Origin of the sequence: Alteromonas pelagimontana, from assembly GCF_002499975.2 — a bacterium.
Taxonomy (GTDB): domain Bacteria; phylum Pseudomonadota; class Gammaproteobacteria; order Enterobacterales; family Alteromonadaceae; genus Alteromonas; species Alteromonas pelagimontana.
Genome location: NZ_CP052766.1, coordinates 2970614 through 2988691, shown reverse-complemented (window position 1 = coordinate 2988691; position 18078 = coordinate 2970614). Strand labels below are relative to the sequence as shown.

The 18078-nt window shown below is 46.0% G+C and carries 13 protein-coding genes; 12 read left to right on the top strand and 1 reads right to left on the bottom strand.

What is annotated here, in order from left to right; all coding sequences use genetic code 11:
* Positions 1-22 precede the first annotated feature (22 nt).
* Together CA267_RS13120 and CA267_RS13115 are read left to right on the top strand one after the other, a co-directional pair.
* Positions 23-2212, top strand: a complete 2190-nt coding sequence (locus CA267_RS13120) for a VTT domain-containing protein (RefSeq protein ID WP_075610795.1) — start codon at positions 23-25, stop codon at positions 2210-2212.
* Positions 2197-2901: an endonuclease/exonuclease/phosphatase family protein gene (locus CA267_RS13115; RefSeq protein ID WP_075610796.1), complete on the top strand. Its 705-nt coding sequence runs from the start codon at positions 2197-2199 to the stop codon at positions 2899-2901. The genes CA267_RS13120 and CA267_RS13115 overlap by 16 nt, the downstream gene beginning before the upstream one ends.
* A gap of 18 nt (positions 2902-2919) precedes the next feature.
* On the opposite strand, the gene CA267_RS13110 is transcribed toward CA267_RS13115, so the two are convergent.
* Positions 2920-3930: a LysR family transcriptional regulator gene (locus CA267_RS13110; RefSeq protein WP_075610797.1), complete on the bottom strand. Its 1011-nt coding sequence runs from the start codon at positions 3928-3930 to the stop codon at positions 2920-2922.
* Between the two features lie 482 nt (positions 3931-4412).
* Here CA267_RS13110 and CA267_RS13105 point away from each other — a divergent pair, with 482 nt between their 5' ends.
* The 10 genes from CA267_RS13105 to CA267_RS13060 all read left to right on the top strand — a co-directional run bounded on the left by CA267_RS13105 (position 4413) and on the right by CA267_RS13060 (position 18076).
* Positions 4413-7061, top strand: coding sequence for a TonB-dependent receptor plug domain-containing protein (locus tag CA267_RS13105; RefSeq protein WP_075610798.1), 2649 nt, complete (start codon positions 4413-4415; stop codon positions 7059-7061).
* 122 nt (positions 7062-7183) lie between these two features.
* Positions 7184-8008 carry a sulfite exporter TauE/SafE family protein gene (locus CA267_RS13100; RefSeq protein WP_075610799.1) on the top strand — a complete coding sequence of 275 codons (825 nt, stop codon included), beginning with the start codon at positions 7184-7186 and terminating at the stop codon, positions 8006-8008.
* A gap of 32 nt (positions 8009-8040) precedes the next feature.
* On the top strand, positions 8041-9216 hold the full coding sequence (locus tag CA267_RS13095) for a pyridoxal phosphate-dependent aminotransferase (RefSeq protein ID WP_075610800.1): 1176 nt from the start codon (positions 8041-8043) through the stop codon (positions 9214-9216).
* Between the two features lie 272 nt (positions 9217-9488).
* A complete protein-coding gene (locus CA267_RS13090; protein WP_139316276.1) occupies positions 9489-9659 on the top strand; it encodes a tetratricopeptide repeat protein in 171 nt (56 codons plus the stop codon).
* Between the two features lie 71 nt (positions 9660-9730).
* Positions 9731-9988, top strand: a complete 258-nt coding sequence (locus CA267_RS13085; protein ID WP_075610801.1) for a hypothetical protein — start codon at positions 9731-9733, stop codon at positions 9986-9988.
* A gap of 98 nt (positions 9989-10086) precedes the next feature.
* The gene (locus CA267_RS13080; protein ID WP_075610802.1) at positions 10087-11205 is read left to right on the top strand and encodes a HupE/UreJ family protein; all 1119 of its coding nucleotides are present in this window, start codon (positions 10087-10089) and stop codon (positions 11203-11205) included.
* 526 nt (positions 11206-11731) lie between these two features.
* Positions 11732-13486, top strand: a complete 1755-nt coding sequence (locus CA267_RS13075; RefSeq protein WP_170669061.1) for a GGDEF domain-containing protein — start codon at positions 11732-11734, stop codon at positions 13484-13486.
* A gap of 78 nt (positions 13487-13564) precedes the next feature.
* Positions 13565-15922 carry a DNA polymerase II gene (locus CA267_RS13070; RefSeq protein WP_083638612.1) on the top strand — a complete coding sequence of 786 codons (2358 nt, stop codon included), beginning with the start codon at positions 13565-13567 and terminating at the stop codon, positions 15920-15922.
* 773 nt (positions 15923-16695) lie between these two features.
* Positions 16696-17481, top strand: a complete 786-nt coding sequence (locus tag CA267_RS13065; RefSeq protein WP_075610805.1) for a PRC-barrel domain-containing protein — start codon at positions 16696-16698, stop codon at positions 17479-17481.
* A gap of 58 nt (positions 17482-17539) precedes the next feature.
* The gene (locus CA267_RS13060) at positions 17540-18076 is read left to right on the top strand and encodes an EF-hand domain-containing protein (RefSeq protein ID WP_075610806.1); all 537 of its coding nucleotides are present in this window, start codon (positions 17540-17542) and stop codon (positions 18074-18076) included.
* Positions 18077-18078 lie beyond the last annotated feature (2 nt).

Here is an 18078-nt window from a genome sequence, read left to right as displayed (position 1 = left end):
CGTGTTGTGCACAGGAGAAATTATGTCGGCAAATAGTTCGATTTTTAAACAAGGAGAGAACTGCTGGGTGACGAGTACGGCGAGTTACGCGACGCCGCTTATTGACTGCGCCAATTACTACAAAGCGCTTCATGCTTCCATCGTAAAAGCCAAACACAGTATTTTTATCGTCGGCTGGGATATCGACAGTCGCATTCGTTTACTGCGCGGTGATGAAGAGGAGCAGTCAGAGGCACCCTCTGTTATCAGCGATTTGCTGGCGTGGAAAGCAGAACAAAATCCTGAATTAAAAATTTATCTTCTGCGGTGGGATTCTTCTCTGGCCTTTTTCGCTCAGCGAGAATTATGGGCAAAGGAGGTGTGGGATGAAAAAACACCTGATAATGTAGAAACCGTACTTGATGATACCATTCCGATGGGAGGTAGCCAGCACCAAAAAATTGTCGTAATCGATGATGAGGTGGTGTTTTCCGGCGGAATGGATGTTTCAACCAATCGTTGGGATACCCGCGACCACCCCGTTGAAAGCGAAGAACGAAATGGACCGGAGGGTGAATATGCTCCCCTACATGATGTGCAAATGGTTGCCGCGGGTCCAGTAGTTAAGGATTTTGCCGAGCTGGTAAGGTGGCGCTGGTTAAGAGTTGCTGAAACGCAGCCTATTGCTATTCGCGAAGATGCTAAAAATGCGCTGGACTCTCCTCTACCTGAAGCTTGGCCGCAGATGTTTGACCCTTGGTTTGAGAAGATTGATTGTGCTCTGGCGCGCACCATTCCGTTCATGGACGAAGTTGAGCCGGTACAGGAAGTTCGTCATATATTACTGGATCTTATCAACGAAGCAGAAAATGTAATCTTCATCGAAAACCAATTTACAAGCCGACAAGAGATTGCTGAGGCGTTAAATCGCCGAATGAAAGCGTGCCCTTCCTTGCACATTATCGTAGTAAGTTCGTATGAACCTAAGGGCAAGTTCGAATGCGAAGCGTTTTGGGCAAGTCGCATCGACTTTAAAAAAATTCTGGAAAAAGATGTCGATCCAAGTCGTATCATCATGACTTATTCTTCTATTGAAGATCAGAAAGGGCGCAAGGCTTACAAGCGCATCCATTCTAAAGTAATGAGTATCGACGACAAGTATTTGGTAATTGGTTCATCTAATCTTAGTAATCGATCAATGACACTGGATACAGAAATCGACACGGTATTCTTCGGCAATACGCCCGAGAACAGCCGCCAGATAGCGCGGGTAAGAGACGATCTACTGGCAGAACACACGGGGCGTGAATTGGACGCAGTGAGTGAGCTGATGAAATCGGAAAATCCTGCCAAAGCGCTTATGGAAGGACAAATTGCCCACGGTTATGTTCTCACTGAGATTCATGATGAAGTGTTCACCGATCAATCGGGGATCAATTTCTTTCGCTCGTTATCTGACCCGGAAGAACCATTAATGCCCGCCATTTCCGCATTTGGGAATGCCACTCCACTTCGTAATCCTCGTCGCCGAACCATCATGATTGGTATTGGCGTCATTGCATTAGCTATTTTTGCCGGACTGCTTATTCTGGCCACTAATTCCATTTCCTGGCTCAGTACAGAAAACATTAACGCCTTTCTCGAAAAAAGCCGCGGAACATATTTTGCGTTACCTACGGTATTACTGGTTTATCTGGTCGGCGGGTTTGTGTTCTTTCCAGTCACCGTCATGTCATTAGCGGTGGCGGCTATATTTGGTCCAGTGTGGGGCCCGATTTACGGAATAATGGGCGCACTATTAAGTTCAGCGTGTATGTTCGGTCTGGGTATATTGGCTGGAAACGCGGGACTTAAAAAGCTCGGCGGGCCAAAAATTGAAGCGGTAGATGAGAAATTCCGTAATAGCGGCATTGTCGGAGTAGCGGCAATACGAATGTTACCTATTGCGCCATTCAGTTTAGTGAATCTGGTGGCTGGCGTGTCCTCAATCGGCTTGCTGCCTTTTTTGGTTGGTACTTTTTTGGGGATGTTTCCACCGATGATCGCGAAAGGATTAGTCGGAGATTCAATTACGCAGATTTTCCGTAATCCATCGCCTGAAACAATTGGCTATCTGGTCGGCGGCATCGTATTGTGGGGACTAATGATTTGGGGTTCGCAGAAGTTTGCAAAATATTATCAGAAACGAAAAGAAAAGCAGAAAGCTGAGGGTGAAGAATGTGCCGTATCGTAACCTATAACATTCACAGTGGTGTAGGTACAGATCACAAACATGATTATCATCGAATAGGACAATATCTCGCTGGTAGAGAAGCAGATGTGGTGTTACTTCAGGAGATGGACACTCGCCCGGGAGACCGTTCCGAAGAATTGGACCGGCAACATATATGTGCTGGTGATGTATTTACGCTTGTTCCCTCCCCCGCTATCACAGAAGACACCGGCTGGTATGGCAACGCGGTACTCAGTCGTTTTCCGGTAATTAGCAACGAAACTGTGGATGTAAGCCAAACCGGTTTTCAGCCACGGAATATTCAGGCGGTGGTATTACAAACACCCGCGGGGCCTCTTACTGTGATAAATACACACAAAGGGTTGAAAAAGAAGGAACGTCGGTCTCAGTTCGCTTTACTCCACCAGTACATTGCAAGAAGAATGGAAGAGCAGCCAACGCCAATTATAGTGGCGGGAGACTTTAATGAATGGCAGTTTTTTACCTCGGCCTTTAAAGGGTTGAATCGCCTATTAAGGCAACACAAGGTGGGCGCTACTTTTCCCAGTCGCTTTCCCATATTTTCCTTAGACAGAGTTTGGACCTCGCCGGACATCACCCTACGGGCAGCCAAAAAGTTAAAAGATGATAAAACGAAGATACTGTCAGATCATCTACCCGTACAGATTGATGTAACCTTGCCGGCGTAGCGTGGCCACAGGCTGCGGCTAACGAGAAATCATGCGCCCCTCTTGAGCGGGAGTCATTAAAGGAGCGGTTGCGGCTGCCCCCTCAGTCATCTCACCGCGCCAATGGTCAAGCGCCTGCTCCTGAGCCGTCACTTTTCTGATAATACGTTTCATGCGAATGGTGGCATCGGATAGGGAATCGCTGTTGTTGGTGGCAATAAGCACATGGCGTTTCATTTCAGGCGCCACAATTTTTATGGCATTGACCAAGCCGCTTTCTTCCAGATGAAAAATAGCTGATGAAGGTAATATCATTAAACCTTCTCCCTGCATCACCTGGCGTAAACCTGTCATCAGCTGTCCAGAATAAGCCTTATTGTGCCGCAACGCCACGCCAGTGCTCTTTTCATATTTCTCAATCAACATTCCTAGCGCTTCCTTGTTCGTCGGACTCAGTAATTCGAATTGGCTCAGTTCCCAAAACTCAATACATTCGCGGTGTTTTAATGCTTGATAAATCTCTGAATGATCGTTGGCTCCCACCACCAAATGCATATATTCTTCAATAAGCGGCTCGCATTTCATGCTACCCATTACGATGTCTTGTTCATAAGTAATAGCGATATCAATTTGACGGGTTTCCAGCCAGCCGCGCACCGAGTAGGAAGGGCCAGTGCTTATTTCTAATTTTAGCTTTGGATGCCATTGGTTAACTTCAGCAATTAGCGGCATTGACAACACGTTTCCGATTGACGGCAGCATTCCTACTCTCACCGTTCCAGCCTGATTCTCTACCAAACGCTGTAAATCCGCTTTGGCCGTATTGATGTCTTCCACCAGCCTTCTTGCGTGGTTGGCAAACACTTCTCCTGCCGTTGTCAGCGCGACGCCTTTAAAGCTGCGAGCGAACAAAGGCGCGCCCATTTCTCTTTCTAAATTTGCTAATTGCTGGCTGATAGCAGGTTGCGCAATATCCAGTTCCCGCGCGGCTGCCGCGATACTGCCTTTTTGAACGGTTATTAAAAAATATTGCAGCTGTTTTGAGTTCATGGCTGATTTTCCTGCTGTGCATAGATAAAAATCGCTACGGGAAATTTTCCTGTCTTGGCTTAGTAATATTTTTATAATGAAAACTGTTAGGTATATTCTTGATTATAATTTTATTTAATTCAGCAAGTTACATGCCACCATCTAAACGGTAAACAGTGGAAGTTTGTTAGCTTTATGTTATGACTCACCACAAATAGCGATTAATTATTCACCGATATTTGTTGTTAAAGCCTTGACGGATATGGGCTCTATGACTTCCTCCATATTTTTCCTATAACCCTCAATATTCTTTTTTCTTCCGCAGCATGCGAGATGTTTTCTAGTCTGTAGTTCACAGCAGCAGCCCCAGGTGCAAAACAAAATTTACTATCGCTGCATTGGGCTGGTGCTGCTGTGAGCCAACTTTGGGCGTCGCAGGAGCCTCTCCAGCTTCTTCGCCTGACAATAACAATGAGCAAAGCGGGCAACTAAGGGAACACAGGATGAAAAGAAAAAAATTAAGTGCTGCGATTTACGCCAGTTTTGCTGGCATTTCACTGTCTATGGCTGCTGTCTCTGATGTTTATTCACAAGAAACTGTTGTGCCAGATGCTGAATCTGATGCGGTGGAACGTATTGCAGTTGTGGGCGCTCGCGGTGCACCACGCTCGGTAACCAGTTCACCCGTACCAGTAGATGTGCTGACAGCTGATGATGTATCTGCAGTCGCATTTTCCGACATGAATGACGTAATGAAAACGTTAGTCCCGTCTTATACGTTAGGCAGGCAGCCGATTGCTGACGGTGCTGCTTTTATCCGCCCTGCAAGTTTACGCGGCTTACCCACAGATAAAACATTGGTACTGGTTAATTCTAAGCGCCGCCATCGTTCGGCGCTGGTAGAAGTCGGTGGCTCGGGTACTCAAGGGCCGGATTTGGCCATGATTCCTACTGCGGCAATTGGTTCGGTAGAAGTACTACGCGACGGTGCCGCAGCCCAATATGGTTCAGATGCCATTGCTGGAGTGATTAATTTCCAGCTAAAGAACAACACCGAGGGCGGAATGTTTACCGCAGAATGGGGGCAATATTATGAAGGTGATGGTGACGGCCTGACTATCAGCGGGAACAAAGGGTTTAGCCTGGGGGAAGACGGCTTTGTTAGTATTTCTGCTGAATACAGCGATAACGACGCAACCAACCGAGCCGTTCAGTATTGCACAGCGGCATTCTGTCTCGATTCTTCACTTCCAAATTATGATGCTGATGCTGCATACAACGACTATTTAACACCGGAATTTTTAGCCGCAGCTGATGAAATGGCAAACTCGACACAAGGCGCTGACGTTGTGCAGCCTTGGGGGGCACCGAATTCAGAAGCCACCCGCGTATTTATTAATGCAGGCTATATGTTTTCCGACGCGGTTGAATTGTATGCCTTCGGAAATTACAGCGAAAAAGACGCAGACAGTACATTTTACTATCGCTACCCCGGCAACGGCACGATTGAAGATATACGGCTAGAGGATGGCTCTGTATGGAACCCTCTTTCTTTCTTCCCAGGGGGCTTTACGCCGCGCTTCTTCGGCTCGATAACTGACTATTCAATGGTGGGTGGCGTTAAAGGCATGATTGATGCCTTCGGGTATGACATCAGCGGCCGGTATGGTTACGATGAAATAGATTACACCATCAGTAACACCATTAACCCGTCCTTAGGCGATGCAAGTCCTACCGCATTTCGACCAGGGTTATTGTCAAACGAAGAAACACATTTTCAAGCCGACTTTACCTATGATTTCGCCAGTTATGTGTTTGCCTTCGGCTTAAGCTATCTGGATGAAGGTTATGATATCGAAGGTGGCGAGGAGTCTTCCTTTGTCGCAGGTAATTATTCAGTCGCCGATCCCTGGGGTTTTTGTAATGCTGACGGCACAAGCTCGGCAGAGGGTTTAAACGTTATCGCTAACGGCTCATCGTTAGACTGCGCGAATCCCGATGATCCGGTTTATCAAATAATGGGCGTAGGCGCGAACGGCTTTCCGGGCTATTCACCGGAATTTGCTGGCACCTATGAACGCGATTCTTACGCGGCTTATATTGATCTAAGTGGAGACATTACCGATGATCTTTTCGGGCAAGCGGCGCTGCGCTATGAAGACTACTCTGACTTTGGTTCAGAACTGGTATACAAAATAGCCGGATTTTACCAGTTAAATGACGAAGTGGGCTTACGCGCTTCCTACGGCACCGGTTTCCGGGCACCCACTCCGGGACAACAAGGCACGACCAACGTCTCAACTCGCTTGCCCAATGGTTTTCCTGTGGCCACCGGCCTCTTCCCCGCCGGAGGTGAGATTGCACAGGCGCTAGGTGCCAGCAATCTTGATCCCGAAAAATCCAGCAATATCACCTTTGGCGTTACCGCTGACTATGGCGCACTAAACATTACGCTTGACTACTATCGCATTGCGTTAGAAGACCGTTTGTACGCCATTTCTACTCTTGACGTGTCAGCTGATGAATCCGCTGGCGATGCTTACCAGAATTATCTGGCCTTAGTAGACGCAGGCGTCGTGGGCGCAGAATCTATCGGCGGTGTGCTCTATTTCCAAAACGCTTTTGATACTGTTACTGAAGGCGTGGATCTAGTCGCCAATTACCTTATGGAAAGCGAGTATGGTAGCACCACTCTCACCGCGTCGGTCAACTACAACAAAAGCGAATTCGATTCAGATCCCAGCGAATACCTAAATGCTGAAGATATGTATGACTTTGAGAACGGCACTCCCGAGACCCGGGGCATCTTCTCAATTAAACATGCTTACGAGGCGTTTCAAGTGCTTGCCCGTCTTAGCTACTACGGTGAATACGAAAACGTTGATGCTGTTACCACACTGGCACAAGGCAACCAAATCGATTGGAACAATACCGATTTACAGAAATTCGGCAGCGAATGGATGTTTGATTTGGAAGGTACTTATCACATCAGTGAAAACCTGTCTTTAAGCGCCGGTGTGCGAAACCTGTTTGATAACTACCCTGACAAAACCAACTTAGCCGACTCCTGCTGTGGCCAGATTTATCGCGCAGACTCTATCGTCGACTGGCAGGGAGGCTATTACTACACCAAGTTAGTTGCCAATTTTTAAATGAACGGTGAGTAGAGAGGTCTGGCAAGCCTGACTTGCCAGACTTCCCAGATTCGAATCATTAACTTCAGGTGAATTTTGTTTATGTATTCATATTTGTTTTATTCAGGAGCACTGCGGTGATGGAATTAGAGCTTGTCTGGTTTGTTCTAATGTTATGTGCTGCAGGGGCAATTGCCGGTATTACTGCAGGATTATTCGGGAATGGCGGCGGCTTTGTGGTGGTGCCGGCGTTACTTATTGTCTTTCCCTTTTTCACTCCGGATTCAGACGAACTGGCTAAAGTCGCTATCGGCACCTCTTTGGCGTCAATCGTTGTTTCCAGCATGCGTTCGGTAAAAGCACACATGCTGCGTGGCGCGGTAGATTTTGATGTGTTGAAGTCATGGTCCGGATGGATAGTACTGGGCGTGGTGGGCGGTTTATTTATCGCTCACTACACCAGCAGTGATGGACTGAAAATTGTTTTTGCGGCTGGCGTGTTGCTGTATTCCATCTATTTTCTGTTTCCTGATCTGGTTGTCCGTCCCGGCGTCCACTTCTCCATGCCGACAGGAATCGGGCGTGCAACGCTGGCATTTGTTCTTGGCGGCTTTTCTGCGCTGCTGGGTATCGGCGGCGGCACACCGACTGTCATTACCATGGTGATGTGCCGTCGCACTATTCAGCAAGCAGTTGCTACCGCTGCAGGAGTGGGATTTCTCATCGGTCTGCCCGGCGCTCTGGGATTTCTCATCATGAAACACTCTGAATCTGCAGCCTTTCCGGCGGGAACCATCGGATACGTCAATATTCCGGCTCTTATTGCTATCAGCATTGGTTCAATTATGACCGCTCCCATCGGCGCCACAATGGCGCATAAATTTAGTGAAAAAACGCTCAAGCGCCTGTTCGGCGTCTATCTGGTGATTGTCTCTGCCAGCATGTTTTATAAAACCCTGTTGTAGGCACATTACCCATAAAAAAAGAGGAAACATACATGACTTACAATCCTTCCCGTCGTTTATTTCTAGGCGGCAGTCTGGCGACTACAGCACTCGGTGCTTCCGGTATTATTGCTCCCATGAGTTTAGCATCGGCGGCTCCTGCATCAGCTAACAAAATTTATTATGGTCCTAAGCCCGGCATAGCCAAGCTAAATGCTAACGAAAACCCCTATGGTCCGAGCCCTGAAGCAATTAAAGCTATTACTGAGGCGGCCTCTTCTGGCGGCGCATATTATGCCTACACAGCGGGTATGTATCTTACCGATATGATTGCTGAGCAAAATAATCTGCAGCGCGAAAATGTTTCGATTACTGCAGGGTCAAGCCTGATTCTGGCGTTTGCTGCCTACGCTGCAACCAGCAAAGGAGTGATTTTGGGGCCGGATTTATTTTGGGATACCACGTCAATGGCGCCCATCAGTCAGGGCGGGCCGAGTATACGCCGTATCCCGAACACCGCAGATCTGGATATCGATTTAGAAGCGTTGTACAACGCCATAGACAGCGATGTGGCAATGGTACACATATGTAATCCAAACAATCCTACTGGTAAAATTCTGGACCCAAAAAAGCTGCGCGAATTCTGTATTAAGGCATCGAAGAAAACCCTGGTGCTGGTAGATGAAGCCTATAATGAATTGATGGAAGATGGCCCCAAACACTCCATGATACCGCTGATAAACGAAGGGCATAACGTTATTGTCGCGCGCACTTTTTCAAAGATTTATGGCCTTGCCGGTATGCGGATCGGCTATATGCTGGGTTCGGAAGACAACATGACCTGGATTAACAAGTATGGTTTAGGCGGGTATTCCATTAATCAGGCCGGTTTGGCGGCGGCTATCACCAGTTATAACGACGAAAGTTTCAAATCTTTTTCTAGGGAGAAAGTAGTAGAAGCAAAAGACATGATTATGACTGCGGTTAAAGAAAATGGCTTAGCCGCTCTGCCTTCCAGCACCAACTTCGTATTCGTTGATTTGGGCGACAGAGGCGATGCCAACGCTTTTCAAAAAGCCATGGCAAATTATGATGTCCATATTCGCGGGCAATATCGCACTTATCAGCTATGGTCCCGCGTCAGTACCGGACGAATTGAGCACGTTCAAATGTATGTCGATGCCATGCCTAAAGCGCTGGATGATATGCATAAAGCTATTAAAGCGTAAATGGCTGAAAAGGAGCCAGATCGGCTCCTTTCTCTATTAAATTCTGTTTCTCTTTCCCGTCACGTTGTTACACCCGTTGTCTTTGACTCAAGCTTTTTCCTTACAATTACAGATAGTTGTTATGCTAATCTGCAGTGATGTGTGCTTGTATTGTTGTAGCAGTGCAAGGCGCGCGTTCTTCCGATTTTATTAGTAGGGGCTCGGCTGCAGCAACAACATCAGTTGACGAAGCAGAACCAGGCTTCAGATAGTTTTACAGCAACGTTCCGACTATGGCTCAGCTAAATTTGATTGCCATGGTCTACTTCAACCTGGGCAATTATGAAAAGGCGCTGGAACAGGTAAGTCGCTCATTAGGCAAACCCAGTATGTCGTCTCGTTTACCTGCATGCTGGACGCACAGTTTCAACAACAATCCACTAAAAATCTGTACAATTAGCTGAATCAGCTTGCTTCGTTACGCCTGTCCAAAGATCTCAGAGCGAATCAGTGGGTACAGGAAACGCTTGTTAATATGGCCTTGAAGAATGGAAAACCACAAGTTGGGCCTGCGCATCTGGAGAAGATAGCGTTGGATACTGTTCCTGCGAGCCTTGTTGCGCTTTGGGCAAGTTGCTATCTGAATGATGCTGTTCTGTCACGATTAGCTATGGCCGAACAACAACAAAATAAATCAAATAAGTGGCAGCACATGATGGCTCAGCGGGTGGCAATGCGAGAATGGCGAAATGATGTAGCGCCAAAGAGAAGGCTATGCCTCTTGCCAAATTAAATTGTCAGCAGGCAAAAACCTTTGCCGATCAGAAGCTATTAGCGCTAGCCAGCATTTCTTTGTAGTAACCAGTGTCTTTAAGGGGAGAGTCGTCTGACATGTACGTCTACCGAAAATTATTGCGATATGTTTTTACAATACTGTGGCTGTTTACAGGTTCAACCGAGTTGCACGCTCATGAGTTGAGCAATGGTTATCTCACGCTGGGCGGGGAAAATACTCGCCAGCTAGACGGAAAACTCTCTCTTACTCCCTACGATCTTGAAATCGAAGTAAAGCTTGATGCTAACTTTGACGGCGATCTTACCTGGCAAGAAGTCACTGACAGTGAGCCTGCTTTGCAGGCATATTACAGTAACATTTTACATTTCACCCAGAATGATGAAAACTGTGCATTAACGTTCAAACCCGTTGCCTTGGACGCTGTTTCCACCCAAACTCTGATTACACTGCCATTCCAGGTTACCTGCAAAAATACCGATCCGGTAGATATTCATTATGAAGGGGTGTTTGAACAGGATGATACTCATAAAACGCTGGTCACAATAATTGTCGGTGATGTGGCAAGTTCGGATGTATTTAGTACCACTCATCGAAATATCACCATTTCGGGCCAAGCGCCGTCTACCCTCGACACCATCAAGACTTTTGTCTATGAAGGCATTATCCATATCTGGATTGGCATTGACCATATTCTTTTTCTCATCGCAACTTTGCTTACGATTAACTTGTGTCGCCGAGACAAAAAGTGGGTAGCGGAAAGCCAGATATCACCTGTGTTAAAAGAAGCGTTGCTGTTGATTACTGCCTTTACGTTGGCACACTCACTTACGCTTACCACTACCGCATTAGGCTGGTACCAGCCATCCAGTCGTTGGGTTGAAATTGGCATTGCCGTTTCAGTGCTTCTAACAGCGCTGAATAATATTTGGCCGGTAGTTCACCGTTTGGGTTGGATAACTTTTGCTTTCGGTCTTCTGCACGGAATGGGCTTTGCCAGCGTATTTGGCGAACTGCAAGCCTCTGCTAATAAACCTTTGCTAACCGTTGCTTCATTTAATATTGGTGTAGAAATTGGTCAGCTTGCCATTGTTATACTGCTGGTGCCGCTGTTACTTAGCCTACGGCATTACCAATGGTACGCACGCCGAGTCATGCCGTTAACTTCTGCTGTTATCGCGCTAGTCGCTCTAAACTGGGCAGTTCAGCGCTGGTGACACCGATGCGAATTATGAGTCACAACGAGGACGCCACTTAGAATACCCTGTAAACCCTTCTCTGGGCGCTCAGCCGCAGCATCCATGCCGTTACACAGCGCCTGTTGCACAGCGCCTGTTGCACAGCGCCTGCAGACGGTTCTGAATGATATCCTCGTTTTGCCTTTTCGTGTGTAGCACACTTTCGCACAGCTAATTATACTAATCAGAACGATTTTATCGTCGCACTCTTCGCCAATGAAGTACCTCTTGAAGTTACAAAATGTAGCGTCAGGCGACTAGTCTTTTCGCTGTCTTAAAGGTATCGTATCAGGCGAAGAAAAAGTGATGTTTTGGTTGTGATACTACGGTGTTAAGCAGTCTGTAAAGACATTTAGGATACAAGATGCGCAGTCTGTTGACTTCAATAAAAGCAAGTAAATCCAGTTTCAGGTGGCACTGTCTGTTCCTTTTTATTATGTCATTTCCTTCCTTTGCTGCTTTTTCAGAGCCTACGCGGACATGGTCTGAAGCAGTTCATCCACTTTTGAACGACTTTCGTGACGACCCGCAGCGGGTAGTAGATAAAGTCTCATCGCTTATTTCCGAATCTCCTTCGACATCAGAATTGGTAGGGCTGCGTTTTGTGCTGAGCCGCGCCTATTCAGCGCTTGTCCTCCACGATCTCGCATTGCAACAAGCTGATGCCGCTCTTAACACTATCGACCCTGAGGCTGAGCCGTGGCTGTATCACCACCTGGCACTTGCCAAAGCGGAAGCACTGGATGGTCTCGGCCGTGCCCAGCGAGCTGAAAAGCTTGCCAGAGATGCACTTGTGTGGGCGCGCCAGAATCAGGAAACTGAAATGCAAGCGCATGCGTTAAGTACGATGGGATACCTAAAACTGACCCTTAGCGCTACTGATGAAGCTCTTTCTTTCTTTCAAAAAGGTTATTCACTGAGCCAAAGAGAAAATTTGCGTCTGAAACCTGAGGACTTTGCCGCCATGATTGGCTTAGTCCACGAATATCGTGAAGAATATGAACTTGCGGTTCCTTACTTTGAGCAGGCTGAAACTTACTATCGCCAAAACAATATTCGCTTAGAGTTAGCTAACACATTGTTTGGCCTTGGTCAGGCTTACGCCAACACAGACGATGTTGAAGAGGGTCTGCGGCTTCTGCTGGAATCGGCTCATCTGGCTATTGATATTAACGATGTGCAAGGCGCAGCTTATAGTTATCAGGCAATTGCCTCCGCTCTTGTGCGGCAGGGAGAGCGTGACGCCGCTAGTTCATATCTTGAAGACGCGCTAACTTTATTCGCGCAGGCAAAAAACCCGTTCATGCAAATAGGCGTGTTATTGGAACAAGCGAATATTGCGTTGATAGAAGGCAATCCAGCCACTGCTATGACATTTATCGATAAGACGGAAGCACTTGCTAAAGGCGATTCATTCCTACCCCACCGCATAAAGATAAATGAAATGCGATCGAGGGTCTTTGCTGCTAAAGGAGAGTTTGAAAAAGCGTATGTACTTATGCTTGAGAATCAGAAAGCAAATCAACGATTGCAAAAAGAGCAAAATGGTCAGCGGTTGCTGGAACTGAAAACCCGTTTTGAAGTTGAACAGCAGCAGGCACAAAATGACCTGCTGAAAGAGCAAAACCTAAGACAGCAGACGCAATTACAAAACGAACAAAAGATGCAGCGATACTCAATTGCGTTGGTCTTTATGCTGATAGTTATCTGTGCTTTGATGTTCTGGCTCTATAACAACGGTAGGCAACATCAACGCCGTCTTGAAAATCTGGCTAATGAAGATGGTCTTACCAGACTGAAGACCCGCCGCAAAACGCTTGAGGACGTAGAACAGCAACTCGGCCTGGCTTACCGCCATAATGATTATTTTTCACTGGCCATACTGGATCTTGATCATTTTAAAGATATCAATGATAAGTATGGACATCAGGTGGGAGATGACGTGCTGCGTGCATTCGGCGAACTTGCAGTAAATGCTTTCAGAAGTACAGATATTATCGGCCGCATTGGCGGTGAAGAATTTCTTTTTGCTTTCCCCCACACCAGTGGTGATGATGCCGAAGATATGCTTAAACAGTTTGCAGAATCCGTAAAGCATATTCCCGAAAACATCAACACACCTCAACTTGCTTTGAGCGTTTCCATAGGATTGGTTTCCGCAGCATCTGCTTCTACTTCAACTCAACTTATCGCTAACGCTGACGCAGCGCTTTACAAAGCAAAAAGCAGTGGCCGGGATAAGCTGGTAGTATTTTCGTAATTAACGTGGCGGTTATTGAAATGCTGCCAGTCTGCTCTAGAATGAAGCAGTTTTGGTAAAGCTGAGCGATTTCAGGCAATTTATACTGGCACCGGATTTATTCTTACCCGCCGTTTGATCAGGCAGGGCAACAACGAATGTATTGAATTGTGGTTAGCGACCAAAGACGGCCCCCGCTGTGTGGTTTCTGAGCCTCAGACCAATGTGTGTTTTGTGCGTCAGGAACAGCTTAACGCAGCACAAACCGCAATTAACTCGCAATCACTCTCGTTTAGTATAGAAAACACCCATCTTAAAACACTGGAGCAACAGCCTGTGACCTTGTTGCGCCCCAAAAACGAACATCAATTATACCAACTCCGGCGGTACCTGAACGGTAGTGAAGTCACTTTATACGAAGCGGACATTAAGCTGGTGGATCGTTTTTTGATGGAACGTTTCGCTTATGGTGCCATTAGTTACTCCGCGCGGGAACAGGATGAACAAGGCGTTTTGCGACATGCAAAGGTAAAAGGCGCTACCTTTCGCCCCCAGCTTTCTTCCCTTAGTGTGGATATTGAGTGTGATGAAAACGAAACGCTGTTTTCCATTGGTATAGCTGGCAACAGCTGTAACCGGGTTATTCTCATCGCTAATGCCATGTCGCTACCTGAGGCGCACTCGAATCATTATCAACTTCAGCTGGTGCGCGATGAACAAGCATTACTTGATGCTTTCGAACAGGCTATTCGTGAAGCAGATCCTGATGTTATTACTGGCTGGAATGTCAAACAATTCGACATGGCCGTGCTGGCCCGTTGCGCAGGAAAATATAATCGCCAGCTGAAAATAGGACGACACGAACAAGCCTTAAGCGTGCGGGAATGGGAGCCCGGTCAAGTTATCGTTGAAGTTCCAGGTCGCAGCATAATTGATGGTATTGAAGCACTCAAAACTATGACGTACCAGTTTGATAGCTTTGCATTAGATAATGTCGCTCAGACATTGACCGGCAGAGGCAAGCTTATTGAGAGCGAAAACAAGCTTGAAGCCATTAAGAGCTTGTATCGGGATAATCCGGCACAACTTGCGGCATACAACTTTCAGGATTGTGAGCTGGTAAATGATATTGCCACTAAAACTGCATTTCTGGATTTTATGATATTGAGAAGCACGCTGACCGGGTTAGATATGAGCCGCGCTGGCGGCTCAGTTGCCGCATTTATAAATGTATACCTGCCCAAGCTCCATCGTGCAGGTTTTATCTGTGGTGTGCGACCTTCGCACGGAGGGCTCACCAGCCCCGGAGGCTATGTGATGAGCTCACGTCCCGGCTTATATGAAAACGTGTTGGTGCTTGATTTTAAAAGCCTCTACCCGTCTATTATCCGCACATTTAAAGTAGACCCGCTTGGACTCGCCGAAGGTCTGGCTAATCCAGCCGATGCAATTGCAGGATTTAATGGGGCGTTGTTCTCTCGTGACAAGCACTTCCTGCCGGACATTATTGCAAACCTTTGGTCACAGCGGGATGAAGCAAAACGCAATAAAGATGCACCTCGATCGCAAGCCATAAAAATTTTAATGAATTCATTCTACGGCGTGTTGGGCAGTGGCGGTTGTCCGTTTTACGATCCACGACTAGCCAGCTCAATTACTTTGCGGGGGCATGAAATTATGCAAACCACCGCCGGGTGGATTAATGCAAAGGGGTACGAAGTGATTTATGGCGATACCGATTCACTCTTCGTACATCTCCCCCATGTGCGCCATGCACAAGAGGCGGCGGATATAGGCAAAAATCTGGAAAAGATGATAAACCAAAGCTGGCGCGCCAATCTAAAAGACAATTCTTCGCTAGACTGCTTTTTAGAAATTGAGTTCGAGACTCATTTTCATCAATTTTTTATGCCTACCATTCGCGGAGCTGAAACCGGCAGTAAGAAACGTTACGCCGGTATGACTATGAAAAACGGCAACGCGCAACTGCTGTTCAAAGGGCTGGAGAACGTTCGCTCTGACTGGACTCCCTTGGCAAAACAATTTCAGGAAGCTCTGTATACCCGCATTTTTACAAAGCAACCGGTGGAACATTATGTTCAAGACGTACTGGAGCAGATTCGAAGCGGCCAAAAAGATAAACAATTGATTTACGCCAGGCGATTGCGAAAGCCGCTTTCCCACTATACTAAGACGATGCCGCCTCATGTGCGAGCGGCACGCGCTGCAGATGAACATAATCGACAAGCGGGAAATGTGCTCAAATACCAGAATAAAACAACGGTTTTTTATGTGGTGACAACTCATGGTCCTCAAACTGTCGAACAACAAAACCAGCCTTTGGATTATGAGCACTATATAGAAAAGCAAATTCGGCCTATTGCCGAAAGTATTTTGCCTTCAATAGGTCTTTCGTTTGATGACTTATTTAATCAGCAGATGGGTTTATTCGGATAAAGCCTCTTTAAAATCTTTGCTCGTGAAAAGATAAGCGCGAGAATTTTTCAACATCTGTCATGCCAATCCCGTAAAGGTATGGCGGTATAAGCAGTCTGCTGAGGTTAGGCAGGTTATCACCAGGTTAATATAACGACTAATTATAGTACGACAATTGGATGTTTCTTAGCCGAAATACGGGTACAGGAATGCTCTAGCAGAGCGGTCATGGATGGTTCTACGGCGTTTAGGAGTAGTTTTCGTTTTTTGTTCGCTGTATTTAAAAATACGCCCAAAATTTTTCTTCTTATATTATTAAATATACACAATAACAAGCTGGTTACTCGTATTCCCCCAGCCCAAGATTGAGAATAGCCATAGAAATATTTTTCAGCCTAACTTCTGGAGCAGAAATAATCCAGGAAAGCCATCAGGAATGATTATAGCTTACAATCAAATTGGTTAATGAACATCACTATCCCCTAATAAATATCTATAAGATTGTAAAATGTTTACACGATGATAAAAAAATTCACTTTAATCTTTTAATTTATTAATTCTGCAGCAGCTGTGGGAACGATACCCACGTGATAACGCTAAATCCGGCATCAAACCCTAACTATCAAATGATTCAGCTATTTAGCTAATCTTATTAAACCAAACTTCCGCCAATTCTGGCATCTATAAATATTTTTTTCCCCTTATGGTCTGCCATTTGCTGCAATCATTGTGTAAGAAAATCTTCGTCAGCATTTTAAGCGAGGTAATTGTAAATTAGAGAAAGGAGCCAAGTAATGAAGATTAATACACAACATAACACTCTTCCGATCCTCAAGCGTCGTTTTACCGCATGTGCCATCGCTATAGCTATGGGAAGTGGAGTGGCATCTGTATCCGCCCAGCAATCTTCTGAAAAGCCCGAAAAAGCAGAGGTTGAAGTTATACGCGGCCAAACTGATGTTCAGGTAAAACAGCCGGCACCATCCGTTGATATTAATCAGAAAGATGCAAAAGTCGACGTAGCTGTAGGCAAAGCAAAGGTGGATGTCGAGTACAAAGAACCAGAAATAAGCATTAAGCAACAAGAACCGGATGTTGAAATAGCTCAGGCAGAACCTGAAGTCATTATCAATTCAGCTGAGCCGAACGTTAAAGTTAATAAAGCCGAACCAGAAGTTAGCATTGAAAAAAGCGAACCTGAAATTAATATAGTTAGAGAAGATCAAAAAGGGAATTTACGTAAAGACAGTGATATTGCCTATGTAAACCAGTTAAAGATTGCAGAATTGGAAGGAAAAGATTTAATTAATTCACAGGGCGAAGACGTTGGTGAAATTTCAGAAGTTGTGCAAAATAATCAAGATAAGCAACTCTCTCTTGTTATCGAATCTGGTGGAATTATGGGTGTAGGTGAGTCTAAATCGGTTCTGCCGCTGGATGAGGTGACACTGGAAAATAATAAAATTGTATGGGACAAAAATAAGGATCCTGAGCAGCTACCCGAATTTAACGAATCTCAATATGTTGCTTTGAATCAAAAAGAAAAAACCGTAGAAGATTATATTGGTGAACACCGATAAACCTGCAATATCCAAATTTAAATGAATTTTTATAGGACCCAGTAACAGGAGACCAATAATGAAACATCTTCGATTAGCTACGTTAATAGTTTCTGCACTTGCAACGAGTATGGCAGGGGCGAATCAGACACTGAAAACAAGTGGAAAGGACGGGAATTCGAACGATCTGCAAAAGGTTTTTGAACAATATGATGTAAACCATAGTGGCGAATTGGACAAAGACGAACTGAACCAATACATCGCAGCAACTCAGTCTAAAGGAAATGCGACCAGCGAGGATTCGCGGCAGGGCGATAAGGTGACGGTAACCCAAAAGCCCGCCCAGATCACCATTGATCAAAAGCCAGCTCAAGTTACGGTTAGACAGCCAAAGCCAGAGGTGACAATTACTACCCGGGACCCTGACATACAGATCGACCAACCTGAGCCGGAGGTAAATGTTGCCCAATCTAAACCTCGAGTTAATGTAAAGGCCGGCAAACCTGCTATTGATGTGGAACAGGAAAACCCAGATGTTAAAATTCAACAGCCTGATCCTGAGGTCCAAGTCGATCAGAAAGAAGTGGAAGTGGCGCTTAAAAACAAAGATAGATAGGC

Coding starts and splice junctions, on each gene's coding strand:
- CA267_RS13110 (WP_075610797.1), bottom strand. CDS start 3,930: ATGAACTCAAAACAGCTGCAATATTTTTTAATAACCGTTCAAAAAGGC.
- CA267_RS13080 (WP_075610802.1), top strand. CDS start 10,087: ATGTACGTCTACCGAAAATTATTGCGATATGTTTTTACAATACTGTGG.
- CA267_RS13085 (WP_075610801.1), top strand. CDS start 9,731: ATGGCCTTGAAGAATGGAAAACCACAAGTTGGGCCTGCGCATCTGGAG.
- CA267_RS13115 (WP_075610796.1), top strand. CDS start 2,197: ATGTGCCGTATCGTAACCTATAACATTCACAGTGGTGTAGGTACAGAT.
- CA267_RS13060 (WP_075610806.1), top strand. CDS start 17,540: ATGAAACATCTTCGATTAGCTACGTTAATAGTTTCTGCACTTGCAACG.
- CA267_RS13095 (WP_075610800.1), top strand. CDS start 8,041: ATGACTTACAATCCTTCCCGTCGTTTATTTCTAGGCGGCAGTCTGGCG.
- CA267_RS13100 (WP_075610799.1), top strand. CDS start 7,184: ATGGAATTAGAGCTTGTCTGGTTTGTTCTAATGTTATGTGCTGCAGGG.
- CA267_RS13105 (WP_075610798.1), top strand. CDS start 4,413: ATGAAAAGAAAAAAATTAAGTGCTGCGATTTACGCCAGTTTTGCTGGC.
- CA267_RS13090 (WP_139316276.1), top strand. CDS start 9,489: ATGGCTCAGCTAAATTTGATTGCCATGGTCTACTTCAACCTGGGCAAT.
- CA267_RS13065 (WP_075610805.1), top strand. CDS start 16,696: ATGAAGATTAATACACAACATAACACTCTTCCGATCCTCAAGCGTCGT.
- CA267_RS13120 (WP_075610795.1), top strand. CDS start 23: ATGTCGGCAAATAGTTCGATTTTTAAACAAGGAGAGAACTGCTGGGTG.